General features: G+C 59.0%; 27 protein-coding genes. 12 read left to right on the top strand and 15 right to left on the bottom strand.

Features of this window, described 5'->3' with window-relative positions:
* Positions 1-40: 40 nt before the first annotated feature.
* Together ABDX87_RS08800 and ABDX87_RS08805 are read right to left on the bottom strand one after the other, a co-directional pair.
* The gene (locus tag ABDX87_RS08800) at positions 41-1,390 is read right to left on the bottom strand and encodes a tryptophan--tRNA ligase (protein ID WP_346832525.1); all 1,350 of its coding nucleotides are present in this window, start codon (positions 1,388-1,390) and stop codon (positions 41-43) included.
* A 28-nt stretch (positions 1,391-1,418) separates the two neighbouring features.
* Complete coding sequence (locus ABDX87_RS08805; RefSeq protein ID WP_346832526.1) at positions 1,419-2,048, bottom strand: alpha/beta hydrolase; 630 nt, start codon at positions 2,046-2,048, stop codon at positions 1,419-1,421.
* Between the two features lie 145 nt (positions 2,049-2,193).
* On the opposite strand from ABDX87_RS08805, the gene ABDX87_RS08810 reads away from it, so the two are divergent.
* A complete protein-coding gene (locus tag ABDX87_RS08810) occupies positions 2,194-2,631 on the top strand; it encodes a YhcB family protein (protein ID WP_074753883.1) in 438 nt (145 codons plus the stop codon).
* Positions 2,632-2,864: 233 nt separating this feature from the next.
* Here ABDX87_RS08810 and cysN read toward each other — a convergent pair whose 3' ends face one another.
* From cysN to ABDX87_RS08825, 3 genes are all read right to left on the bottom strand, one after another.
* Positions 2,865-4,763, bottom strand: coding sequence for a sulfate adenylyltransferase subunit CysN (cysN, locus tag ABDX87_RS08815; protein WP_346832527.1), 1,899 nt, complete (start codon positions 4,761-4,763; stop codon positions 2,865-2,867).
* Positions 4,764-4,772: 9 nt separating this feature from the next.
* Positions 4,773-5,690: a sulfate adenylyltransferase subunit CysD gene (cysD, locus tag ABDX87_RS08820; RefSeq protein WP_062384278.1), complete on the bottom strand. Its 918-nt coding sequence runs from the start codon at positions 5,688-5,690 to the stop codon at positions 4,773-4,775.
* Between the two features lie 148 nt (positions 5,691-5,838).
* The gene (locus ABDX87_RS08825) at positions 5,839-6,597 is read right to left on the bottom strand and encodes a Nif3-like dinuclear metal center hexameric protein (RefSeq protein ID WP_346832528.1); all 759 of its coding nucleotides are present in this window, start codon (positions 6,595-6,597) and stop codon (positions 5,839-5,841) included.
* A gap of 101 nt (positions 6,598-6,698) precedes the next feature.
* Here ABDX87_RS08825 and algW point away from each other — a divergent pair, with 101 nt between their 5' ends.
* A complete protein-coding gene (gene algW, locus ABDX87_RS08830; protein WP_074753875.1) occupies positions 6,699-7,859 on the top strand; it encodes a Do family serine endopeptidase AlgW in 1,161 nt (386 codons plus the stop codon).
* A 627-nt stretch (positions 7,860-8,486) separates the two neighbouring features.
* Here the strand turns inward: algW and hisC are convergent.
* The 10 genes from hisC to ABDX87_RS08880 all read right to left on the bottom strand — a co-directional run bounded on the left by hisC (position 8,487) and on the right by ABDX87_RS08880 (position 16,509).
* Entirely contained in the window at positions 8,487-9,539 is a 1,053-nt protein-coding gene (gene hisC / locus ABDX87_RS08835) for a histidinol-phosphate transaminase (RefSeq protein ID WP_346832529.1), read from the bottom strand.
* 2 nt (positions 9,540-9,541) lie between these two features.
* Entirely contained in the window at positions 9,542-10,870 is a 1,329-nt protein-coding gene (hisD, locus tag ABDX87_RS08840; RefSeq protein WP_346832530.1) for a histidinol dehydrogenase, read from the bottom strand.
* A 144-nt stretch (positions 10,871-11,014) separates the two neighbouring features.
* Complete coding sequence (hisG, locus tag ABDX87_RS08845) at positions 11,015-11,650, bottom strand: ATP phosphoribosyltransferase (RefSeq protein ID WP_074753869.1); 636 nt, start codon at positions 11,648-11,650, stop codon at positions 11,015-11,017.
* A 171-nt stretch (positions 11,651-11,821) separates the two neighbouring features.
* Positions 11,822-13,087, bottom strand: coding sequence for a UDP-N-acetylglucosamine 1-carboxyvinyltransferase (murA, locus tag ABDX87_RS08850; RefSeq protein WP_074753963.1), 1,266 nt, complete (start codon positions 13,085-13,087; stop codon positions 11,822-11,824).
* 23 nt (positions 13,088-13,110) lie between these two features.
* Positions 13,111-13,350 carry a BolA family protein gene (locus ABDX87_RS08855; RefSeq protein ID WP_062384295.1) on the bottom strand — a complete coding sequence of 80 codons (240 nt, stop codon included), beginning with the start codon at positions 13,348-13,350 and terminating at the stop codon, positions 13,111-13,113.
* Positions 13,351-13,465: 115 nt separating this feature from the next.
* Positions 13,466-13,771 (bottom strand): STAS domain-containing protein, encoded by a 306-nt coding sequence (locus ABDX87_RS08860; protein WP_346832531.1) that lies wholly within the window; start codon positions 13,769-13,771, stop codon positions 13,466-13,468.
* Positions 13,768-14,424: an MlaC/ttg2D family ABC transporter substrate-binding protein gene (locus ABDX87_RS08865; RefSeq protein ID WP_346832532.1), complete on the bottom strand. Its 657-nt coding sequence runs from the start codon at positions 14,422-14,424 to the stop codon at positions 13,768-13,770. Before ABDX87_RS08865 ends, ABDX87_RS08860 begins: the two co-directional genes overlap by 4 nt.
* Before the next feature lie 11 nt (positions 14,425-14,435).
* On the bottom strand, positions 14,436-14,903 hold the full coding sequence (gene mlaD / locus ABDX87_RS08870; RefSeq protein ID WP_074753864.1) for an outer membrane lipid asymmetry maintenance protein MlaD: 468 nt from the start codon (positions 14,901-14,903) through the stop codon (positions 14,436-14,438).
* Entirely contained in the window at positions 14,903-15,700 is a 798-nt protein-coding gene (gene mlaE, locus ABDX87_RS08875; protein ID WP_074753863.1) for a lipid asymmetry maintenance ABC transporter permease subunit MlaE, read from the bottom strand. The genes mlaD and mlaE overlap by 1 nt, the downstream gene beginning before the upstream one ends.
* On the bottom strand, positions 15,700-16,509 hold the full coding sequence (locus tag ABDX87_RS08880; protein ID WP_074753861.1) for an ATP-binding cassette domain-containing protein: 810 nt from the start codon (positions 16,507-16,509) through the stop codon (positions 15,700-15,702). Before ABDX87_RS08880 ends, mlaE begins: the two co-directional genes overlap by 1 nt.
* Before the next feature lie 328 nt (positions 16,510-16,837).
* Between ABDX87_RS08880 and ABDX87_RS08885 the strand changes: the two genes are divergently transcribed.
* The 10 genes from ABDX87_RS08885 (at position 16,838) to ABDX87_RS08930 (ending at position 23,883) form a co-directional block, all read left to right on the top strand.
* Positions 16,838-17,812 carry a KpsF/GutQ family sugar-phosphate isomerase gene (locus tag ABDX87_RS08885; RefSeq protein WP_346832533.1) on the top strand — a complete coding sequence of 325 codons (975 nt, stop codon included), beginning with the start codon at positions 16,838-16,840 and terminating at the stop codon, positions 17,810-17,812.
* Complete coding sequence (locus tag ABDX87_RS08890) at positions 17,813-18,346, top strand: KdsC family phosphatase (RefSeq protein WP_346832534.1); 534 nt, start codon at positions 17,813-17,815, stop codon at positions 18,344-18,346.
* A 10-nt stretch (positions 18,347-18,356) separates the two neighbouring features.
* Entirely contained in the window at positions 18,357-18,929 is a 573-nt protein-coding gene (lptC, locus tag ABDX87_RS08895) for an LPS export ABC transporter periplasmic protein LptC (protein ID WP_346832535.1), read from the top strand.
* A complete protein-coding gene (gene lptA / locus ABDX87_RS08900; protein ID WP_346832536.1) occupies positions 18,916-19,464 on the top strand; it encodes a lipopolysaccharide transport periplasmic protein LptA in 549 nt (182 codons plus the stop codon). Before lptC ends, lptA begins: the two co-directional genes overlap by 14 nt.
* A complete protein-coding gene (gene lptB, locus ABDX87_RS08905; protein WP_110948476.1) occupies positions 19,464-20,189 on the top strand; it encodes an LPS export ABC transporter ATP-binding protein in 726 nt (241 codons plus the stop codon). Before lptA ends, lptB begins: the two co-directional genes overlap by 1 nt.
* Before the next feature lie 188 nt (positions 20,190-20,377).
* On the top strand, positions 20,378-21,871 hold the full coding sequence (locus tag ABDX87_RS08910) for an RNA polymerase factor sigma-54 (protein WP_346832537.1): 1,494 nt from the start codon (positions 20,378-20,380) through the stop codon (positions 21,869-21,871).
* A 77-nt stretch (positions 21,872-21,948) separates the two neighbouring features.
* Positions 21,949-22,257, top strand: coding sequence for a ribosome hibernation-promoting factor, HPF/YfiA family (gene hpf, locus ABDX87_RS08915; protein WP_062384329.1), 309 nt, complete (start codon positions 21,949-21,951; stop codon positions 22,255-22,257).
* Positions 22,258-22,269: 12 nt separating this feature from the next.
* Complete coding sequence (gene ptsN / locus ABDX87_RS08920; protein ID WP_346832538.1) at positions 22,270-22,734, top strand: PTS IIA-like nitrogen regulatory protein PtsN; 465 nt, start codon at positions 22,270-22,272, stop codon at positions 22,732-22,734.
* Between the two features lie 2 nt (positions 22,735-22,736).
* The gene (gene rapZ / locus ABDX87_RS08925) at positions 22,737-23,594 is read left to right on the top strand and encodes an RNase adapter RapZ (RefSeq protein WP_346832539.1); all 858 of its coding nucleotides are present in this window, start codon (positions 22,737-22,739) and stop codon (positions 23,592-23,594) included.
* A gap of 16 nt (positions 23,595-23,610) precedes the next feature.
* Entirely contained in the window at positions 23,611-23,883 is a 273-nt protein-coding gene (locus ABDX87_RS08930; protein ID WP_074753843.1) for an HPr family phosphocarrier protein, read from the top strand.
* Positions 23,884-24,155: the final 272 nt, after the last annotated feature.

The raw sequence follows: 24,155 nt of genomic DNA on the forward strand, positions 1-24,155 counted from the left end.
AACGGGCCGCCACTGTAGCGATGGCCCGTTGCAATGGCAATTAATCCTGTTGTGGCGCCAGGGCCAGCTTCAGGTTCTCGACTGCAGCATCACGGGCGACGGCATCGGCGAACGCCGGACTGTCCGCGACGCAAGCGCCTTCCAGCCATACGGTGAAGGCGTCGCCTTGCGTCCGAATGTCCAGCTCGCCGCCCTGCTGCAGTTGCTTGGTCACAGCGCCAGCAGCCTTGCCGTCGGCGAAGGTACGGGACAGCAGCAATTGCTCGCCATCGGCAGCCAGCAGGCGGAAACGGAAGCTGCCGTCGTCTTCACGGAAACTCACGAAGCGCGCACCCTTGCTGGCTTTCTTCTTGGTGGCGGCAACGGTTTGTGTGGTTTCGCGGAACGACCGCAGGCCAACCGCTTCACGCAGCTCCCCGAGGAAGGGCGTTGCGATACGACGGGCCTTCTGCGCACCGGCCTGCAGAATGTCCTCCAGATCGGCGGGACGTTCAATCAGACGATGGTAGTTCTCGCGGGCCTCACCCAACTCACTGTCCAGCAACTGGAACAGGCGCTGCTTGGCATCGCCCCAGCCCAGGCCCTGGAGCAGGTCGGTACGGAACTCGTTGCTCTGTTCTTTGGTCGCGAAGGCCTGGTAGAGAGTGAACAGGTGCGAGTTGTCCGGGTCCTTGGCCTCGCCCGGCAGGCGCGAGTCAGTGACGATGCGCGAAATTGCGTCCTTCATCTCTTTGGCGCTGCTGAACAGGGGAATGGTGTTGTCGTAGCTCTTCGACATCTTGCGACCGTCCAGGCCGGGCAAGGTCGCCACACTCTCTTCGATCAGCGCTTCAGGCATGACGAAGAATTCCTTGCCCTTGCCGAACAAGTGGTTGAAACGCTGGCCGATGTCGCGGGCCATCTCGACGTGTTGAATCTGGTCGCGACCGACCGGCACTTGATGGGCGTTGAACATCAGGATGTCAGCCGCCATCAGCACCGGGTAGCTGAACAGGCCCATGGTGATACCGGCGTCCGGGTCTTCACCGGCGTCGACGTTCTTGTCGACCGACGCTTTGTAGGCGTGCGCGCGGTTGAGCAGTCCTTTGGCAGCGACGCAGGTCAACAGCCAGGTCAGCTCGGGGATTTCCGGGATGTCGGACTGGCGATAGAAGGTGACACGCTCGACATCGAGGCCGGCCGCCAGCCAGGTCGCGGCGATTTCCAGACGCGAGCGCTGAATGCGCAGCGGGTCATCGCATTTGATCAGCGCGTGGTAATCGGCCAGGAAGTAGAACGAGTCGGCATCGCTCTGACGGCTGGCAACGATGGCCGGGCGAATGGCGCCCGCGTAATTGCCCAGGTGCGGCGTGCCGGTGGTGGTGATACCGGTCAGGATACGAGTGGTCATGGCTAGTCGCTTATTCTGTGTGCTGCGATCAATTCGAAAGGCGCGGCAGGACCAGATCCTTGAGGTCGGTCAGCTTGCCGTGGAAAAAGTGTCCGCATTCTGCCACTTTCAGCAGCTCATGGGGGCGCGACAGTGCGTCAGACCAGGCATAGACGAGTTGTGGGTCGACCACTTCGTCGGTTTCAGGCTGGATCACGGTCAAGGAACCCTTCTGCGGCAGCGCGTCTGGATCAGCGATACGCATGACCGCGGGCGCGACCATGAACAGATGATTCAGGGTTTCGCCCTTGGCTTCGAGACGACCGCCGAGGGTGGCGGCGACGAAACCGCCAAAGGAAAAACCAAACAGTGTCATGGGCAGATCAGGGTGTTTTTCACGCAGCCAGGACGCAGCGGCTTGCGCATCATCGACCTCGCCTTGCCCCATGTCCGAGCTGCCGGCACTTGCGCCAACGCCCCGATAGTTGAACCGCAGGGTGACATACCCGGCGTCGCGCGCTGTGCGTTGCAGGGTCGAGATCACTTTATTGAGCATCGTGCCGCCCTGAAGCGGGTTAGGATGGCATATCAGCGCCACACCCTTGGCCCCTTCCAGGTCAAGGTACAAGGCTTCGAGTTGGCCCACGGGGCCGTCGATGAATACAGGGGTTTCACGCATGAGCAAGAATGAACTCCGTGACCTTCAATTGGGTCGACTCGTCTAGCTGATTGTCTGTGGCTGGCATATTGGCGACGCGTCGCCGCTATACAGCGCAGGTTCGAGCCGTTAACGTAAAGCAAAGCCGTTTATAGAGGAAGGACTCGTGGATTACTCGCTCTTAGTTTGGTTGCTGCCGACTATTGCCCTGATCGCCGGTGTTGCCATCGGTTTCTTCGTGGCGCGTGCGCTGCCCAATGCCGCGCCTAACGGCACTCAGCGCCAGCTGGATGACGTTCAGGAGCGTTTCGACAGGTATCAGAACGAGGTGGTCACTCACTTCAACAGCACGGCTAACCTGGTGCAGAAACTGTCCCAGAGCTATCAGGATGTACAAGAACATCTCGCCGAGGGCGCCAACCGTCTGGCCACCGACGACTTGACCCGCCAACGCCTGCTCGCCGCGCTGCACCCGGACGCGCTCCAGGCACCCCGCGACCGCCTGACGCCACCGCGCACCGCCGCCGAGCCACCCCGTGACTACGCACCCAAAATGCCGAATACCCCCGGCATGCTGGATGAGCACTACGGCTTGAAGAAGTAAGCAGAAACACATCGAAAAGCCCGCCTCTGAAGTGATCAGGGGCGGGCTTTTTTGTGGGTACAACACCGCCATCCTGTGGGAGCTGCCGGAGGTTGACGGTGGCGAAAGCAATTCCCCTGAAACGCCGCATTCGCCACCGTCGTAACCTCCGGCAGCTCCCACACAGTGAACAGAATCGGATGGAACAAAAAACCCGCCACTAAGGGCGGGTTTTTTGTGAGACCAAACGAGATTCAGATCGCGCCGCGCGCCCGCAGCAGATCCAGCACTTGCTTGACGCTTTCTTCCACGTTCAACGCCTGGGTGTCGATCACCAGATCGGCGTCCAGCGGCACGTCGTACGGGAAGGACTCACCCGGGATGTTGTCCTTGTCGGCGGCGTACAGGCCTTGTGGGTCGCGTTCACGGCAAACCTGAGGCGAAGCCTGGACGTAGACGGTGATCAGCCGGTCGTCGCCAATCAGCGCCTTGGCGTTCTGACGCCCTGCCGCATCCGGCGCAACGAACGCAGCCAGAGTCAGCAGACCCGCTTCGTTGAACTGACGCGCCACGTGCGCGGCACGACGCCAGTTCTCGGTGCGACCGGCGCGATCATGCGGCAGACCTTTGTTCAGGTCGTGACGCAGGTTCTGGCCATCGAGGACGAATACCGCACGCCCCATGTCGAACAGCTTGCGCTCGACGGCGTACGCCAGCGTGCTCTTGCCTGCACCCGACAGACCGCTGAACAGCACGGTCGCCGGCTTCTGGCCGAAACGCTGAGCACGCTCTTCCACCGACACATGCGCCAAGGCGCCATGATGGGTGTCATGACCCGCCACCGCCGGCTTGGCGATGATCATGCCCGCCGCGACGGTGCCGTTGGTCAAACGGTCAATCACGATGAACGCACCCGTGGTGCGGTTGCTGTCGTAACCGTCCAGCGCGATCGGTGCATCAAGGGCGATTTTCACGCGGCCGATTTCATTCAGTTGCAGAGCGCTGGCTGCACCCTCTTCCAGCGTGTTCACGTCGACGCGGTGCGTAATGCTGGCAATCGAGCCTGGCACGTAGGACGTGGCGCGTTTGATGTCGTATTTTTTGCCCGGCAGCATCGGCTCTTCAGCCATCCAGACCAGCATCGCGTCGAAGGCATCAGAGACCTGAGGGACGTTGTCAGCGTGAACCAACAGGTCGCCACGGGAAATATCGATCTCGTCTTCCATGGTCAGCGTGACGGCTTGACCCGGGCCAGCATGCTCCAACTCGCCTTCGAAGGTGACAATGGATTTCACGCGGCTGCTCTTGCCCGACGGCAACACCACCACTTCGTCGCCCTTGCGCACGACACCGCTGGCCAGCGTTCCGGCGAAGCCACGGAAGTTGAGGTTCGGGCGGTTGACGTACTGCACCGGGAAGCGCAGGTCATCGAAGTTGCGGTCGTTGGCGATCTCGACGGTTTCAAGGATCTCCATCAGCGACTTGCCGGTGTACCAAGGCGAACGCTCGCTCTTGTTCACGACGTTATCGCCCTTGAGGGCCGACATCGGAACGAATTCCATGGTGGTCGGCTTCAGGGCAATACGGTCGGCAAACGTCAGGTAATCAGCCTTGATCTGCTCGAAGATCTTCTCGTCGAAGCCATTGAGGTCCATTTTGTTGATGGCGACCACGATGTGCTTGATGCCCAGCAACGACGCGATGTAGCTGTGACGACGGGTCTGGGTCTGCACGCCGTAGCGGGCATCGACCAGGATGATCGCCAGGTCGCAGGTGGATGCACCGGTGGCCATGTTGCGAGTGTACTGCTCATGGCCTGGAGTATCGGCAATGATGAATTTGCGCTTGGCGGTCGAGAAGTAGCGGTAGGCAACATCAATGGTGATGCCCTGCTCGCGCTCGGCCTGAAGACCGTCCACCAGGAGCGCCAGATCGACGTCATCGCCAGTGGTGCCGGACTTCTTGGAATCTCGAGTGATAGCTTCCAGATGATCCTCGTAGATCATTTTGGAATCGTGCAGCAGACGCCCGATCAACGTGCTCTTGCCGTCGTCGACGTTGCCACAGGTCAGGAAACGCAGCATTTCCTTGCGTTCGTGCTGGCCCAGATAGGCGAGGATGTCCTCGCTGATCAAATCAGATTGATGCGACATGACAACCCCTTAGAAATAACCTTGACGTTTTTTATCTTCCATCGAGCCCGCACCATCGTGGTCGATGACTCGGCCTTGGCGCTCGGAAGTTCGCGTCAGGAGCATTTCCTGAATGATGTCTGTCAGGGTCTCGGCTTCCGACTCGACAGCGCCCGTCAACGGGTAGCAGCCAAGGGTACGGAAACGCACCTTCTTCTTGACGATCCGCGCTTTCTCCTCGTCGGTGAGGTGCTCAAGGATGCGATCGTCGTCGATCATGATCAGGGTGCCGTTCTTCTCGATGACCTCACGCTCTGCGGCGAAGTACAGCGGGACGATCGGGATGCCTTCCAGGTAGATGTACTGCCAGATGTCCAGCTCGGTCCAGTTGGACAGCGGGAATACGCGGATCGACTCGCCTTTGTTGACGTTGCCGTTGTAGACGTTCCACAGCTCAGGGCGCTGGTTTTTGGGGTCCCAGCGGTGCTTGCTGTCGCGGAAGGAGTAAACACGCTCTTTAGCGCGGGATTTCTCTTCGTCGCGGCGGGCGCCACCGAAGGCGGCATCGAAGCCGTGCTTGTCCAACGCCTGTTTCAGGCCTTGGGTTTTCATGATGTCAGTGTGCTTGGAGCTGCCGTGGGTGAACGGGTTAATGTCCTGTGCCACGCCTTCCGGGTTGATGTGGGTGATCAGCTCAAGGCCCATCTCCTCGACCATCTTGTCGCGGAAGCGATACATCTCCTGAAACTTCCAGCGCGTATCGACGTGCATCACCGGGAACGGCAGTTTGCCCGGAAAAAAAGCTTTGCGCGCCAGGTGCAGCATCACGGCGGAGTCCTTGCCGATCGAGTACAGCATCACCGGGTTATCGAACTCGGCGGCGACCTCGCGGATGATGTGGATGCTTTCCGCCTCCAGCTGTTTCAGATGCGTCAGTTTGTCGACCATGGTTACTCACGGGATAACGTACTTTTATGGAGAGCCTGCGGACTCTATCGAGCGAAGCACTTTATCATGAGGCCTGATTCTAATCAGCGACCCAGATAGATCGAAACGGTATAACCATATAGCTCAGTCTTTGGACCTCCGACCGGCTTCAGATGGGGTTCGGGCAATCAATGAACAAGTGCTCCAGCGCGAAGCGTCGCGCCAGATAATCGCCCAGCGCCTGCACACCATAGCGCTCGGTGGCGTGATGACCGGCTGCAATGAAGCTGATGTCGTTTTCCCGAGCACTGTGAAACGTCTGTTCGGAGGCCTCGCCGCTGAGGAACAGATCGACGCCCGCCAGCACGGCGTGATCAATGTAGCCCTGCCCGCCTCCGGTGCACCAACCCACCCGACGAATCATCTCACTGCCTTCGATGAGCAGCGGCTCGCGCCCCAGCGCCGACTGCACCCGATGGGCAAAATCGCGCGGCGTCACAGGCTCCGACAGCGACCCGACCAGGCCGATAATCTTCGGGTTGTCAGGGTCCAGCGGCCCTTCGACGGTGATGTCCAACTGCCGCGCCAGTTGCACGTTGTTCCCCACCTCGGGGTGCAGGTCCAGAGGCAGGTGATACGCCAGCAGGCTGATGTCGTGCTTGAGCAACGTTTTCAGACGCCGCTGTTTCATCCCTGTGATGCAGGCATTCTCGCCTTTCCAGAAATAGCCGTGGTGAACCAGAATCAGGTCGGCATTGGCTTCGACCGCCGCGTCCACCAACGCCTGGCTGGCCGTCACGCCGGACACGATTCGGGTGACTTGCGGCCGGCCTTCGACCTGAAGACCGTTGGGGCAATAGTCCTGCACGCGGGCGCTGCTCAGATAGCGGTCCGCTTCCTCGACCAGAGTGCTCAGAGAAACAGCCATAAAAGTCTCCTAAATATGCAGTTCAGACCGTCCCGGTCCTCGTATAATGCCCGCCATTATGGCGCAGGTACGCTGCGTATTTCCCTTCAGGACCTTGTTCAATGTTCAAAGCGCTGCGTTTTCTCGGCTGGCCATTGCTCGCTGGTGTGCTTATCGCTTTACTGATTATCCAGCGGTACCCACAGTGGGTCGGTCTGCCAAGCCAGGACGTCAACCTGCAGCAAGCCCCTCAAACCGCCTTCATCCAGCAGGGTCCGGTGTCCTACGCCGACGCCGTGAGCAGTGCTGCGCCCGCGGTCGCCAACCTGTACACGACCAAGATGGTCAACAACAAACCCAATCATCCGCTGTTCGAAGACCCGCAGTTCCGTCGTTTCTTCGGTGACAATCTGCCGAAACAGCGTCGCATGGAATCGAGCCTGGGTTCTGCGGTGATCATGAGCCCGGAAGGCTATCTGCTCACCAACAACCATGTGACCTCCGGCGCGGACCAGATTGTCGTGGCGCTCAAGGACGGCCGTGAAACCATTGCCCGCGTCATCGGCAGCGATCCTGAAACGGATCTGGCAGTACTGAAGATAGACCTGAAAAACCTGCCGTCCATTACCCTTGGCAGCTCCGACAGCATCCGTATCGGAGACGTTGCGCTGGCCATCGGCAACCCGTTTGGCGTCGGTCAGACCGTGACCATGGGCATCATCAGCGCGACCGGGCGTAACCAGCTGGGCCTCAACACCTACGAAGATTTCATCCAGACCGACGCCGCGATCAACCCCGGCAACTCGGGCGGTGCGCTGGTCGATGCCAATGGCAACCTGACCGGCATCAACACGGCGATCTTCTCCAAATCCGGCGGCTCCCAAGGCATCGGCTTTGCCATCCCGACAAAACTGGCGCTGGAGGTGATGAAGTCGATCATCGAGCACGGTCAGGTGATTCGGGGCTGGCTGGGCATCGAAGTGCAGCCACTGACGCAAGAGCTGGCCGAGTCGTTTGGCCTGAAAGACCGCCCGGGTATCGTGGTTGCCGGGATCTTCCGCGACGGCCCGGCGCAGAAAGCCGGTCTGCAGTTGGGCGATGTGATCCTGAGCATCAATGGCGAACCGGCCGGTGACGGACGCAAGTCGATGAACCAGGTCGCTCGGACCAAACCCACTGACAAGATTGCTATTCAGGTGATGCGTAATGGCAAGGAATTGAAGTTGATGGCGGAAGTGGGCCTGCGTCCGCCACAGACCCCGGCGCCTGCGGCTGAGGATTGATCAGCGCTTATCCTGCGGGAATCACTGATGACCGCAGCAAGAAGCAAGTTCTGTGGGAGCGAGCTTGCTCGCGAATTCGATATGCCAGTCACCCTTGCAGTGACTGAAATGACGCCTTCGCGAGCAAGCTCGCTCCCACAGGCTTAGGTTTATTCAATGATTTAGGTGTTGAATCTAAACAGCGCAAAGCGCGCTGTGGCTTTTGATCTTCATACCGAGGAAGTTCAAACACCGCAAAACGCGACTTGGGTGCAGGCTGAACGCAGGTGGCGCGCAGTGGGCCGAGCGGCATGGATGCCGCGGGAGCGCCGTCAGGACATGGATGTCCGTTCGGCGCGGGCCCACAGAGCGTCGCCGGAGTGAGGGTACTTCGACGAAGGAGAAGCCAAGCCAGGAGCCTAGACACTTGGTTACTTGGTGTCTTTTCAAGTAACCCGCCGAAGGCGGAACAGTTTGGACGTTAGGACAAACCAAACCATCAGCGTCACTCCAAATAGTGGAAATGCACACCATGCAAGCAAACTTGCTTGCGAATTCGATATGCCAATCACCCTCGCAGTGACTGAAATGACGCCTTCGCGAGCAAGCTCGCTCCCACAGATATTCCCATTACCGCGCTAACTCTTTTTACAACTCACCCAACGCATCCACCAGCGCTTGATTCTGCTCAGGCGTGCCGATGGTGATGCGCAAGAATTGCGCGATGCGCTCCTGTTTGAAGTGACGCACGATCACGCCCTGCTCACGCACCTTGGCCGCAAGGCCCGCAGCATCATGCTGAGGGTGACGGGCGAAGATGAAGTTGGCGGCCGATGGCAGCACCTCAAAGCCTTTGCTCTCCAGCTGCTCAACCAAGACTTCGCGGCTCGCAATCACCTGCTTGCAGGTCTGCTCGAAGTACTCGCGATCATCGAACGCAGCGGCAGCGCCGACGATGGCCATGCGATCCAGTGGATAAGAGTTGAAGCTGTTCTTGACCCGCTCCAGCGCCTCGATCAGATCAGGATGACCGACCGCCAGCCCGACGCGCAATCCGGCCAGGGAACGGGACTTGGACAGCGTTTGCGTGACCAACAGGTTCGGGTACTGATCCACCAGACCGATGGCCGTCTCGCCACCGAAGTCGATGTACGCCTCGTCTACGATCACCACCGAATCAGGGTTGGCCTTGAGAATCTGCTCCACCGCCTCCAGCGCCAGCAGGCAGCCGGTCGGGGCATTGGGGTTCGGGAAGATGATCCCGCCGTTCGGGCGGTTGTAATCCTCGACACGGATCTGAAACTGCTCATCCAGCGGGACCGCTTCAAACTCGACGCCGTACAGACCGCAATACACCGGATAGAAGCTGTAGCTGATGTCCGGGAACAGCAACGGTTTGTCGTGCTTGAAGAACGCGTTGTAGGCGTGGGCCAGCACTTCATCGGAGCCGTTACCGAGAAACACGCGGTTGGATTCGACACCGTAATAGCGGGCCACCGCCTGCTTGAGCAGGTCGCTGTTCGGATCAGGGTACAGACGCAGGTTGTCGTTCACCTCGGCGCGCATCGCTTCGATGGCTTTCGGCGACGGGCCGTACGGGTTTTCGTTGGTGTTCAGTTTCACCAGTTTGGTCAGTTTGGGTTGTTCGCCCGGCACGTAAGGCACGAGGTCACGGACAAAAGGACTCCAGAACTTGCTCATGCTTACTTGCCCTCCTGCTGGTTGTCGACGATCCGGTATTCGGCACTGCGAGCGTGGGCCGTCAGCGACTCGCCCCGCGCCAGCACCGAAGCGGTCTTGCCGAGTTCGGATGCGCCCTGCTCCGAGCAGAAAATGATCGAGGAACGCTTCTGGAAGTCGTAGACACCCAGCGGCGAGGAGAAACGCGCCGTCCCCGACGTCGGCAGTACGTGGTTCGGGCCCGCGCAGTAATCGCCCAAGGCTTCAGACGTGTGACGGCCCATGAAGATAGCGCCTGCGTGACGAATCTGTGGCAACCAGGCTTCAGGGTCGGCGACCGACAATTCCAAGTGCTCCGGCGCGATGCGGTTGGCCACTTCGATGGCCTGAGTCATGTCAGCCACCTTGATCAGCGCGCCGCGGCCGTTGATCGAGGTATTGATGATCTCGGCACGCTCCATGGTCGGCATCAACCTGGCGATGCTGGCGGCCACCTTGTCGAGGAATTCGGCATCGGGGCTGACCAGAATCGCCTGGGCGTCTTCGTCGTGCTCGGCCTGGGAGAACAGATCCATGGCGATCCAGTCCGGATCGGTCTGGCCATCGCACACCACGAGGATCTCCGAAGGACCGGCAATCATGTCGATACCGACCTGACCAAACACGTGGCGCTTGGCGGTGGCGACATAGATGTTGCCCGGCCCGACGACCTTGTCGACCTGTGGAACGCTTTCAGTGCCATAGGCCAGCGCGGCGACGGCCTGAGCGCCACCGATGGTGAACACGCGGTCGACCCCGGCAATGCAGGCGGCGGCCAGCACCAGTTCGTTGATTTCACCCCGCGGGGTCGGTACGACCATGACGACTTCGCCCACGCCCGCCACCTTGGCAGGGATCGCGTTCATCAAAACGGATGACGGATAAGACGCCTTCCCGCCCGGCACGTACAAGCCGGCGCGGTCCAGCGGCGTGACCTTCTGGCCCAACACCGTGCCGTCGGCTTCGGTGTAGCTCCAGGAGTCCTGCTTTTGTCGTTCGTGGTAGCTGCGCACGCGATCAGCGGCCTTTTCCAGCGCCTGACGCTGCGCCGGGGTGATGCGGGTCAGTGCGAGTTCGAGACGCTCACGGGGCAGAATGAGATCCGCCATCGACGCGACCTGCAGACCGTCGAAGCGCTGGGTGTACTCAACCAGCGCTGCGTCGCCGCGCTCACGCACGTTCTTGATGATGTCCAGCACACGCTGATTGACCGAGTCGTCAGACACACTTTCCCAGCTCAGCAGATGAGCCAGATGTCGTGCGAAATCCGGGTCAGCAGCGTTGAGTCGGCGAATAGTGTTGGAAGTGGTCATAGCGTGGGCCTCAATGATTGGCGTTTTCTCAGATGCCTGGAAAGCAGGGAGCCTAAGCTACCAAGCCATCCGCGTAGGCACCTGAGAAATTTGGCTATGACACGGATAGCTGAGCGCGACATTGTTCAATATCGCGCGAAACAGTCAACCGCGGTGTCGCGACTCCACGGCTGTGCGCAATGTGTCGATGAGCGACTGGATGCGAGCGTGCTGCATCTTCATCGATGCCTTGTTCACGACGAGGCGCGAACTGATGTGAGCGATCATTTCCTGTGGCTCGAGGCCGTTGGCACGCAGCGTATTGCCGGTGTCGACGACATCGATGATCTTGTCGGCCAGACCCACCAGCGGCGCGAGCTCCATGGAGCCGTACAGCTTGATGATGTCGACCTGACGGCCCTGCTCGGCGTAATAACGCTTGGCAACGTTGACGAATTTGGTGGCCACACGCAGCCGGCCTTTAGGCTCGGCGGCACCGACGGCGCCCGCCGTCATCAGCTTGCACTTGGCAATCTGCAGGTCCAGCGGCTCGTACAAGCCCTGGCCGCCGTACTCCATCAGGACATCTTTACCCGCAACGCCAAGGTCTGCCGCGCCATGCTCGACATAGGTCGGGACATCGGTCGCACGTACGATCAGCAGGCGAACATCATCCTGCGTCGTAGGAATGATCAACTTGCGGCTCTTGTCCGGATTCTCGGTTGGCACGATGCCCGCAGCTGCGAGAAGCGGCAAGGTGTCGTCAAGGATTCGGCCCTTGGACAGTGCGATGGTCAACATGGGAAACGTCAGTCCTTATCAGCAAGCGCGTGTCGGGTCGCAATCGGCGCCCGACAACCTTTGAGTCAATGCGTCAGGACTCAAAGTGAAACGAATCAAAAGGTCATGCCTTCAATCAGCTGCCTCGCCGTCTGCGCCGAAGCGGCACAGACAGCGAAACGCTCAGGACTGCTAGCCCGGCACGCGACGAATCTTAGCGCCCAGCATCTGCAGTTTTTCTTCGATGCACTCGTAACCACGGTCGATGTGGTAGATACGGTCGATCAGTGTGTCGCCTTCAGCGATCAACGCCGAAATCACCAGACTGGCCGACGCGCGCAGGTCGGTCGCCATGACAGGCGCGCCTTTGAGCTTCGCACAGCCGGTCACGATCGCAGTGTTGCCTTCGACCTGGATCTGCGCGCCCATGCGGTGCATTTCATACACGTGCATGAAGCGGTTTTCGAAGATGGTTTCGATCACTGCGCCAGTGCCTTCGGCAATGGCATTGAGCGAAATGAACTGGGCTTGCATGTCGGTCGGGAAAGCCGGGTACGGCGCTGTGCGCACGTTGACCGCTTTCGGGCGCTTGCCGTGCATGTTCAGCTCGATCCAGTCGTCACCGGTGGTGATTTCCGCACCCGCTTCACGCAGCTTCTCCAGAACAGCTTCCAGGATCGTCGGATCGGTGTCCTTGACCTTGACGCGGCCACCGGTGGCAGCAGCGGCAACCAGGTAGGTACCGGTTTCGATACGGTCAGGCATGACGCGGTAGGTCGCCGAACCCAGACGCTTGACCCCGTCGATGGTGATGGTGTCGGTACCGGCGCCGGACACTTTTGCGCCCATGGCGTTGAGGAAGTTCGCCAGGTCGACGACTTCAGGCTCACGCGCCGCGTTCTGCAGGACGCTGCGACCGTTGGCCAGAGCGGCAGCCATCATGATGTTCTCGGTACCGGTCACACTGACGGTATCGAAGAAGAAGTGCGCACCGCGCAAGCCGCCTTCAGGCGCCTTGGCCTTGATGTAGCCGCCTTCGACGTCGATGATCGCGCCCATGGCTTCAAGGCCACGAATGTGCAGGTCGACAGGACGCGAACCGATGGCGCAACCGCCAGGCAGCGCCACTTCGGCCTCGCCAAAACGGGCAACCATAGGGCCCAGCACCAGAATCGACGCACGCATGGTTTTCACCAGTTCGTACGGCGCGACCAGGGTCTTGATGGTGCGCGGATCGATTTCGACACTGAGTTTCTCGTCGATGATCGGTTCGATACCCATACGACCGAACAGCTCGATCATGGTGGTGATGTCATGCAGGTGCGGCAGATTGGCGACAGTCACGGGACCGTCGGCCAGCAACGTGGCTGCGAGAATCGGCAGGGCAGAGTTTTTCGCCCCGGAAATGCGGATTTCGCCATCAAGACGAATGCCGCCAGTAATAATCAGTTTGTCCATTAGAATCTCGACGCCAATTTGGCTCAGGTGCGCTCGGCCCATGCAGCGCGGCTGAAAAATTTCATGGTGACCGCATGGATGCTGCCATCGGCGATCCATGGGTTCAAATGCGTGTAGATCTGCTGCTGGCGCTTGACCGGACTTAGTGTAGCCAGTTCGTCGCTGATCACGTTCAGCTGGAAGTTGCAGCCTTCGCCTTCAACTTCGACCTGGATTTCTGGCAGCTTACCTTCAAGGAAGCTTTTAACTTCTACGGCCTGCATGCTTAACCTCAATCGGCGCCCTACGCGCGCGGGTCGGCCATCATACAAAAAAGCCCTCTCGTTGCGAACCCTACTTTATAGGAGCCGGACGAGGGGCTTGATCGAAAGACGGCAATCAATGTTGTTCGAACAGTTCGGTCAGACCGGATACCTGTGCAATTTCTCGCATGTCTTCGGGCAGCGCGCGGACACTGACCGACTTGCCGGCTGCCTGGGCATCGCGCATGAACGCCAGCAACAGGGCCAGGCCCACGCTGCTGGATTTCTCGACTGCCGAGCAATCCAGCACCAGAGCAGAGGCATCGCTGGCCTTGATCAGGTCGGCGCCCTGCTCACGCAGTGCAGGTCCGGTACGATAATCCAGCACGCCAAACAGCTTCAGTTCGCCGCCGCCAACTGCGGTGATACACGCGTCAGTCATTTAACGACCTTGTCGGGCGAGTTTTCGGTGGCGTCCTTGGCCTTGGCGACTTCACCGGCCCAACCATCAATGGTCTTGTCCAGATCGTTGCCATTGCGCTGCATCGCGTCAGCGAACTGATCGCGGAACAGCTTGCCAATGTTGATGCCGTTGATGATCACGTTGCGGACCTTCCACTCGTTGTTGATCTTCACGAGGGTGTAGGAAACAGGATACACGGCGCCGTTATTACCCTTGACCGACATGTCGACAGAGGTGCGATCGGCAGCTTCTTCCTTGGCCGGAGAAACGGTGATGCCCTGGTTGTTGTACTCCAGCAGCGCATTGCCATAGAACTGAATCAGGCTGCGCTTGAAGTTCTCCTGGAAGCGCTGCATCTGAGCAGGCGTAGCGTTACGCGAGTACTTGACGGTCATGATGCTCTTGGAGATACCGTCAGCATCGATGACGGGACCGACAATGCCATTGAGCGCGTCATAGAACGCCTGTGGATTGGTCTTGTAGCTTTCCTTGTTGGCGGAAAGGTCCGCCAGCAGCTGCTTGGTGGTGCTGTCTACCAGGTCATGAGCGGACGACGTTGTCGCTGCCGCGTTCGCGAACAGTGGCAGAGCAGCCAGTAGCACCAAAAGGCCACGGCGCAGAATCGAGATCATGAAAAAACTCCTCATTTGGCGTCTTTACCCACGGAATTAAGCAGGAATTTACCGATCAGGTCCTCGAGTACCAACGACGACTGGGTGTCATGGATCGTGCCGCCATCCTTCAACAGCTGATCATCACCACCGACGCTGATGCCGACGTATTTTTCGCCCAGCAAGCCTGCGGTAAGAATAGAAGCCGTGGAGTCGGATGGCAGATTATTCACCCGTTTGTCCACTTCCATGGTCACACGGCCCATGAAGGTATCGTGGTCCAGATCGATTGCAGTGACCTTGCCGATGGTCACACCGGCCATGGTCACTTTCGCTCTGACAGTCAAACCGGCGATATTGTCGAAATTTGCATAAAGTTTATAGCTGTCGTTGGTCGCGCTGGCGCTCAGACCGCTGACCCGCAGGGCGAGCAAGAGCAAAGCCAGGATCCCGGCCAGCAGGAACAGGCCGACACCGGTTTCGAGGGAGCGGTTTTGCATCAGAAGTCTCCAAACATCAAGGCGGTCAAAATAAAGTCCAGGCCCAATACGGCCAAAGAGGCATAAACCACGGTCTTGGTCGTGGCGCGACTGATCCCTTCTGAAGTGGGCTCGCAGTCATAGCCTTGAAACACGGCAATCCAGGTGACCACAAAAGCGAAAACGACGCTTTTGATGACACCATTGATGACATCGTTTGGAAAGGACACGCTGTTTTGCATGTTGGCCCAGAAGGAACCTTCATAGACACCAAGCCAGTCGACCGCCACCCACGATCCACCCCAGATACCCACCACGCTGAAGATAATCGCCAGCACAGGCAGCGAGATGAACCCGGCCCACAGACGAGGGGCAACGATATATTTCAGCGGATCGACACCAATCATTTCCAGACTGGACAACTGCTCAGTGGACTTCATGTTGCCGATTTCAGCGGTCAAGGCAGAACCGGCACGCCCCGCGAACAGCAAGGCTGTAACCACCGGCCCCAACTCGCGCAACAGCGTCAGGGCAACCATCTGCCCGACCGCCTGTTCAGAACCGTACTTGGCGAGGATGCTGAATCCTTGAAGCGCCAGAACCATCCCGATGAACACACCGGAAACGACGATGATAGCCAGCGACATGACGCCCACTGAATAAAGCTGACGCACCAACAACTGGAACCCGCCACCGATTCCGCCTCGCCCCAGCAAGGCATGAACCAGAAAAATCCCCGAACGCCCCAGTACCGCAACAATATCGATCGCGGAGCGCCCCATCAGGCGAACACGATCCATCAATGACTTTCTGCGCATCAGCGCTTCCCCAAAAGATCTTCGCGATAATCCGGTGCCGGATAGTGAAAAGGCACGGGGCCGTCTGGATCCCCCGTCATGAATTGACGAATGCGCGGGTTATCCGACTGCATCAATTCCTGCGGCGTCCCCTGCCCCAGCACCTGACCGTCCCCCACCACATATAGGTAGTCGGCAATGCTGGCCGTTTCTGCCAGATCATGGGAAACGACGACACTGGTGATACCCAGTGCATCGTTAAGCAAACGGATCAGCCGAACCAGCACACCCATCGCGATAGGGTCTTGCCCCACGAAAGGTTCGTCGTACATGAGAATCTGCGGATCCAGGGCGATCGCTCGCGCCAGCGCCACACGGCGCTTCATGCCTCCGGACAGTTCGTCCGGCATCAATTCGACGGCGCCGCGCAAACCCACCGCCTGCAACTTGAGCAGGACGATGTCGCGAATCATGTCTTCAGGCAGTTTGGTATGGACACGCAGCGGGAACGCCACGTTTTCGAAAACGTCGAGGTCGGTAAACAGCGCACCGCTCTGAAACAGGACACCCATCTGCTTGCGAGCATCGAAAAGATCGCTGCGCGACAACTCGGGCAGGTTCTGGCCATTGACCCAAACCTCGCCGCTACTGGGGCGCAACTGTGCCCCCATCAGGCGCAGCAGCGTGGTTTTACCACTGCCTGACGGCCCCATGATGCCGGTGACTTTGCCCCGGGGGATGCGGATGTCGACATTATTGAAGATGCTGCGCGTACCGCGTTTGAAGGACAAACCCTTCAATTCGACCGCGTAGGCGTTATCGGCACTCATCTAAACTCCTTGCGATGCAGCCTGTCTCTCTCAGATGCCGCGTCCTTGAAGAACGACACACTGTCTGGAGGGGCCGAACAAGCGGCGAACTATAACACCGCTCTCCGACGCCGCCAAAGCTCACGCACGGCAAGTCGTGATAACTCCGTTATATTTTGCAAAGAAAGGAAAATTCCTGCACGGCCTGTGGCCTGTTTTGGGCAACGCCTGAAGGACGGCCCCGTCACCAAACCCGGCGCTATAAACAAACAGCTGCGATGAAGCGTGAGGGTTTTCAACATTGCCGTTATAATCCCCGCCTTTTCACCAGACCGACCTTATTTTTGACATGACCAACGCCCACGATCTCATCCAGTCTGCACAGTGCACCATCCGCCTCGAAATAGAAGCCGTGGAAGGCCTTCTCGCGCACATCGATGCAGATTTCGTTCGTGCCTGCGAGATGATTCTGGAAAGCCAGGGCCGCGTGGTCGTGGTCGGCATGGGCAAGTCAGGACACATTGGCAAAAAGATCGCCGCGACGCTGGCCAGTACGGGCACCCCTGCGTTCTTCGTTCATCCAGCCGAAGCCAGCCATGGCGACATGGGCATGATCACCAGCGCCGACATCATCCTGGCGTTGTCCAACTCGGGCACCACCTCCGAGATCGTGACCCTGCTGCCACTGATCAAACGCCTGGGCATCAAATTGATCAGCCTGACCGGCAATCCTGACTCCACGCTGGCGAAAGCCGCAGACGTCAGCCTCAACGCGCGCGTGGAAAAAGAAGCCTGTCCACTGAACCTTGCGCCGACGTCGTCGACGACCGCAGCCCTGGTCATGGGTGATGCACTGGCCGTTGCGCTGCTCGATGCGCGCGGCTTCACCGCAGAAGACTTTGCGTTTTCCCATCCGGGTGGCGCACTGGGCCGTCGCCTCCTGCTGAAGGTCGAGCATGTGATGCACACCGCAGCCGAACTGCCGCAGGTCGTCCGGGGAACGCCGCTACGTGACTCGTTGATGGAAATGACCCGCAAGGGCCTGGGCATGACCGCCATTACCGAACCCGACGGTCGCCTTGCCGGGATCTTCACCGACGGTGACTTGCGCCGTACGCTGGACCGCGATATCGATCTGCGCCAGGCGGTGATCGATGAAGTGATGACCGTGCACGGTAAAACCGTCCGCCCGGAGATGCTCGCCGCCGAGGCGCTGAAAATCATGGAAGACAACAAGATCGGCGCACTGATCGTGGTCGACGAGAACGATCGCCCCATCGGCGCGTTCAACCTTCAAGACCTTCTGCGCGCGGGAGTCATGTAAATGAGCGTCGATATGAACGAACTGATGCAGCGCGGTAAAAACATCAAACTGGCGGTCTTCGATGTCGACGGTGTACTGACCGATGGCCGGCTGTATTTTCTTGAAGACGGCAGCGAGTTCAAGACATTCAACACGCTGGATGGTCAAGGCATCAAAATGCTGATCAACTCCGGTGTTGTCACTGCAATCATCAGCGGTCGTAAAACACCCGTCGTTGAGCGCCGCGCCAAGAACCTGGGCATCGCGCATCTTTACCAGGGACGTGAAGACAAACTGGTGGTACTCGACGGGCTCCTGCAGCAACTCCATCTAAGCTATGAGCAGGTCGCCTACCTCGGTGACGATTTGCCTGATCTGCCGGTCATCCGCCGCGTAGGTTTGGGGATGGCCGTCGCCAACGCCGCCTCTTTCGTCCGTCAACATGCACATGGCACCACACAGGCCAAAGGCGGCGAAGGTGCCGCGCGAGAATTCTGCGAGCTGATCCTGAGCGCTCAGGGCAACCTCGAAGCGGCACACGCCGCCTACTTATAGAAGTGCATTTATGCTGAGCAAAAGATTTCGTACGTTTCTGATCTTCGGTGTGCTGGCACTGCTGCTTGCAGCGGCTGGCTACTGGAACATCAGCCCTGAAAGTTTCATGGACCAGCCCAAGCAGGCCGTGGACGAAAGCGCCATCGACTACTATGCGATGAACGCACACAGCATTCAGTACCTGCCCGATGGTTCGATGCAATACGATATGACCGCTGACAAGGTCGAGCACCTGAAGGCCACCGACGTGACCCTCATGACAACGCCGGTCCTGCAGATGTTTCGTGGCTCGGAGTTCCCGTGGCATGTCCAGAGCGTGCGCGCCGAAGTGTCTCCGGGCGGGGATCACGTCGAGCTGATCGACAAGGTTCGCATCAACCGCACCGACGAAAAGAACCGAACCACCATCATCACCAGCACACGCATGACTGTCTTCCCCCAGAAGCAATATGCGGAAACCGCGCAACCCGTTAGAATCGACGGCTTTAACGGCGTGAGCACGGGTACGGGTATGAAAGCCTATCTAAAAGAAAGCAGGATACACCTGCTATCGAACGCAAGAGGACAGTATGAGGCTCCTTAAAACCCTCCCTATTTTGCTCGGTCTGGGCGCAGCACTGGGAAGCGTGAGCGCCTGGGCTCTGCCGAACGATCAGGATCAGCCTATCCGCATTCAGGCCGACGATGCCCAGCTGGACGACAAGCAAGGCATCGCCACCTATACCGGTAACGTGATCATCACCCAGGGTTCGATGAAGGTCACCGGCAACACCGTGACCATGACCCGTACGCCTGCGGGCGACATCGACGTCGTGACCTCGGTGGGCAACCTGGCCTATTTCGAGCAGTTGCAGACGGCCGGTGACACCAAACCCGTTCAGGGCTGGGGCGTCACTATCCAGTACCATGCGCCGCAAAACCGCATTGTGCTGATCGACAAGGCCAAGGTGATCGACAAGGACAGCAACGTGACTCAGGGCGAGAAAATCGTCTACGACACCGTCCGCAAACTGGCGAGTGCCGGCCGAGCCACAGGCAGCAAAGTCACCGAAGCGCGCCCTCGCGTCGACATGGTGATTCAGCCGAAAAAGAAAACCGACCAGCAGAAGGCCCAGTAATGGCGACGCTGAAAGCCCAACACCTGGCCAAGGCTTACAAAAGCCGCCAGGTCGTGCGAGACGTCAGCCTGTCCATCGACAGCGGCCAGATCGTCGGCCTCCTGGGGCCCAACGGTGCAGGCAAGACCACATGCTTCTACATGATCGTGGGCCTCGTTCAGGCCGATCAGGGGCGTGTGCTGATCGACGATCAGGACGTCAGCCATCAACCGATGCACGGCCGCGCTCGTGCCGGTATCGGCTATCTGCCGCAAGAAGCCTCGATCTTCCGCAAGCTGTCGGTGTCAGACAACATCATGGCCATCCTTGAAACGCGCAAGGAGCTTGATCGCGCCGGGCGTCGCAAGGAGCTGGAGAGCCTGCTGCAGGAATTCCATATCACGCACATCCGCGACAACCTTGGCATGAGCCTGTCGGGTGGTGAGCGTCGTCGTGTGGAGATCGCTCGCGCACTGGCCACCTCGCCGAAATTCATCCTGCTGGATGAACCCTTTGCCGGTGTCGACCCGATCTCCGTGGGTGACATCAAGCAGATCATTTACCATCTCAAGGCAAAGGGTATCGGCGTTCTGATCACCGACCACAACGTCCGCGAGACCCTCGACATCTGCGAAACGGCCTACATCGTCAACGACGGGCAACTGATCGCAGAGGGTGATGCTGAAACCATCCTGGCCAACCAGTTGGTCAAAGAAGTGTATCTCGGCCACGAGTTCCGCCTGTAATCGGGCGATGACAAGAGGTTGGCCGGCGAACGCAGCATGCGCCTCATCGCCAACCTCGTTTTAATTGTCATCACACCCTAGGCAAACACTCCGGTTTCAGGCATATAATTTGCTTAAGTTGGCGCCCAGGCGCCCCAGTAGTGGATGGCGCGCATGTGCGCCGGCGAATAAGGTGTTAAGTCCCTGCCATGAAACCTTCGCTAGTCTTGAGAATGGGCCAGCAGCTGACGATGACACCGCAGCTGCAACAGGCCATCCGCTTACTCCAACTGTCGACGCTGGATCTCCAACAGGAAATCCAGGAGGCACTGGAGTCCAACCCCATGCTCGAGCGCCAGGAAGAAGGCGACGACTTCGATAACGTCGACCCCATGGCCGACAACATCGAGCAAAAGCCCAACCCGGACGTTCAGGAACCGACGTATCAGGAAGCCGCGCCCACCGTCGACAATCTGGAAGACGGCGAATGGAGCGAGCGCATTCCCAACGAACTGCCTGTGGACACCGCGTGGGAAGACGTCTACCAGACCAGCGCCAGCAGCCTGCCCAGCAACGATGACGACGAATGGGACTTCACCACGCGCACATCCGCCGGTGAGAGCCTGCAAAGCCATCTGCTCTGGCAGTTGAACCTGGCGCCGATGTCCGACACCGATCGCCTGATCGCCGTCACGCTCATCGACTGCATCAACAATCAAGGCTACCTCGACGAGTCCCTCGAAGAGCTGCTGGACGCTTTCGATCCAGAGCTCGATATCGAACTGGACGAAATCGAGGCCGTTCTGCACCGCATTCAGCAATTCGAACCTGCCGGCATCGGTGCGCGAAACCTCAGCGAATGCCTGCTGTTGCAGCTGCGTCAGTTGCCGGCCAAGACCAAATGGCTCGCGGAAGCTCAGCGCCTGGTCAGCGATTACATCGACCTGTTGGGCAGCCGTGACTACGCGCAACTGATGCGCCGCATGAAGCTCAAGGAAGATGATCTGCGTCAGGTCATCGAACTGGTGCAAAGCCTGAACCCGCGTCCAGGCTCCCAGATCGAATCCACGGAAGCGGAATACGTCGTTCCCGATGTGATCGTGCGCAAGGACAACGAACGCTGGCTGGTCGAGCTCAATCAGGAAGCCGTTCCGCGTCTGCGCGTCAATCCGCAGTACGCAGGCTTCGTGCGTCGCGCCGACACGAGCGCCGACAACACCTTCATGCGCAACCAGTTGCAGGAAGCGCGCTGGTTCATCAAAAGCCTGCAGAGCCGTAATGAAACCCTGATGAAGGTCGCGACCCAGATCGTCGAGCATCAGCGTGGCTTCCTCGAGTACGGTGACGAGGCGATGAAACCGCTGGTCTTGCATGACATCGCCGAAGCAGTCGGCATGCACGAATCAACGATCTCGCGCGTGACCACGCAAAAGTTCATGCACACACCGCGCGGCATCTACGAACTGAAATACTTCTTCTCCAGTCACGTCAGCACCTCTGAAGGCGGCGAATGCTCGTCTACCGCCATCCGCGCGATCATCAAAAAACTGGTTGCCGCGGAAAATCAGAAAAAGCCGTTGAGTGACAGCAAGATCGCTGGTTTACTGGAGGCACAAGGCATTCAAGTGGCCCGTCGCACAGTCGCCAAATACCGCGAGTCTCTAGGGATAGCGCCTTCCAGCGAACGCAAGCGATTGATGTAAGGGTCACAGGCCACAGCGTTCCAGTGGCAGGCACCCAAGCCTGCCTCTTAATGCACTGGCAACGAAGGAGAAGCTGTATGCAAGTCAACATCAGTGGACACCAACTGGAAGTGACCAAGCCCCTGCGCGAGTACATCGAGCTGAAGCTGAAAAAGCTCGAAGGGCACTTTGACAAGATTACCAACGTGCAGGTGACGATGGCCGTCGAGAAACTCAAACAGAAGATCGAGGCCACCCTGCATATCCACGGTGGAGAGGTGGTTGCCAATGCGGAGCATGACGACATGTATGCGGCAATCGACCTGCTCACTGACAAGCTAGACAGACAATTGCTCAAGCATAAGGAAAAGCAGCAAAGCATCCTCAAAGGTGCGGCCGCTCGCTGACACTCCCCATCCATGATCCGACTTGAAAACATCCTGACCCCTGGCCGTTCACTCGTGAACGTGCCAGGCGGCAGCAAAAAAGCCGTTCTCGAAGAGATTGCCAAAATGATCGGGCAGCAGGTGCCCGAATTCGACTGGCAAACCGTCTACGAAAGCCTCATTGCCCGCGAGAAGCTGGGTTCTACCGGCTTCGGTAACGGAATCGCAATCCCCCACTGCCGACTCAAAGGCTGCACGTCGCCGGTCAGCGCAGTGCTTCACCTGGAAAAGCCCGTCGATTTCGATGCCATCGACGGCGCTCCGGTGGACCTGCTGTTCGTGTTGCTGGTCCCTGAAGCCGCCACCGATGCGCACCTCGAATTGCTCCGCCAGATCGCCAGCATGCTCGACCGCGCCGACGTGCGCGCAAGCCTGCGCAGCGCGAAAAGCAGCGACGAGCTGTACAACGTCGTGCTTCACGTACAGAACGGCCACTGACCATGCGCATGATCATCGTCAGCGGTCGCTCCGGCTCCGGCAAGAGCACGGCCCTCGATGTTCTGGAAGACAGCGGTTTCTACTGCGTCGACAATTTGCCCGCGGGCCTGCTGCCCGAACTGGCCGAGCGCGCACTGATCAACACAGAGCTGGCCGAACCGCTGCTGGCGGTGTCCATCGACGCACGCAACCTGCCCAGCCACCTGACCCGTTTTCCGCGAATGCTCGAAGAGGTTCGCAACCGGCACATCCAGTGCGACGTACTGTTCCTGGATGCCGACGAGTCCACGCTGCTCAAGCGTTTCTCCGAAACCCGTCGTCGTCACCCGCTCAGCAACGCTACGCGCTCGTTGGCCGAGGCTATCCGCGACGAGAAAACCCTGCTCGGGCCGATCATCGACCTCGCCGACCTGACCATCGACACGACTCACCTGAATCTCTATCAGCTGCGCGATACGCTCAAGTTGCGGCTTCTCAACAAGCCTGAACCGGGTACTGCGTTCCTGATTGAATCGTTTGGTTTCAAACGCGGCATGCCCGTGGACGCGGACCTGGTGTTCGACGTCCGCTGCCTGCCTAACCCGTACTGGAAGCCTGAGCTGCGCGAGCAGTCCGGGCTCGACCAGCCGGTAGCCGACTACCTGGCCGCGCAGTCAGATGTCGAAGAAATGTTCCAGGACATCTCTTCATACCTGACCAAGTGGTTACCGCGGTTCGCCGCCAGCAACCGCGCCTACGTCACAATTGCCATTGGCTGCACCGGCGGACACCACCGCTCCGTCTACCTGACCGAACGCCTGGGTCAGTCCCTGCAACAGTCGCTCAAGAATGTTCAGGTCCGCCACCGCGACCTAAGCTGAAAGGATCCCCATCGCGATGCCCGCTCACCAGATCACCATCATCAACAAGCTGGGCCTGCACGCCCGTGCTGCAGCAAAGTTCGTTGGCGTCGCCGGCAAATACCCCTGCCAGATCAGGGTCGGTCGTAGCCCCGACAGCATGGTTGACGGCAAGAGCATCATGGCCGTCATGATGCTGGCGGCCGGCAAAGGCACCGAGATCCACCTGCTGACGGAAGGCGACGAGGAACAGGCCGCGCTGGACGGCTTGATCGAACTGATCAATAACAGGTTTGACGAGGGCGAGTGATCGCCCTTTTTCACTTTTGATTCAGCCGAATTTCCTCTCTCGATCTCTCATCAATCGATTCAGATTCCTACACTTCGCATGGCAGGGTGAGACTTGATCAATCACAGTGATAGATCTTTAATTCATCGCCTTGAAACGCCCTTCGCGAAATGATCAACCCTGTGCATGGATCCGCCTGACTGCAACCATGCCAAGCGGACGGGAGTAACGGTTGTATCTCCACAGAGCTGATTGATGACACTGTCTTACGCACAGACGCTCCAATTCGCCCG

The sequence above is a fragment of the Pseudomonas abietaniphila genome, assembly GCF_039697315.1.
Classification (GTDB): Bacteria; Pseudomonadota; Gammaproteobacteria; order Pseudomonadales; family Pseudomonadaceae; genus Aquipseudomonas; species Aquipseudomonas abietaniphila_B.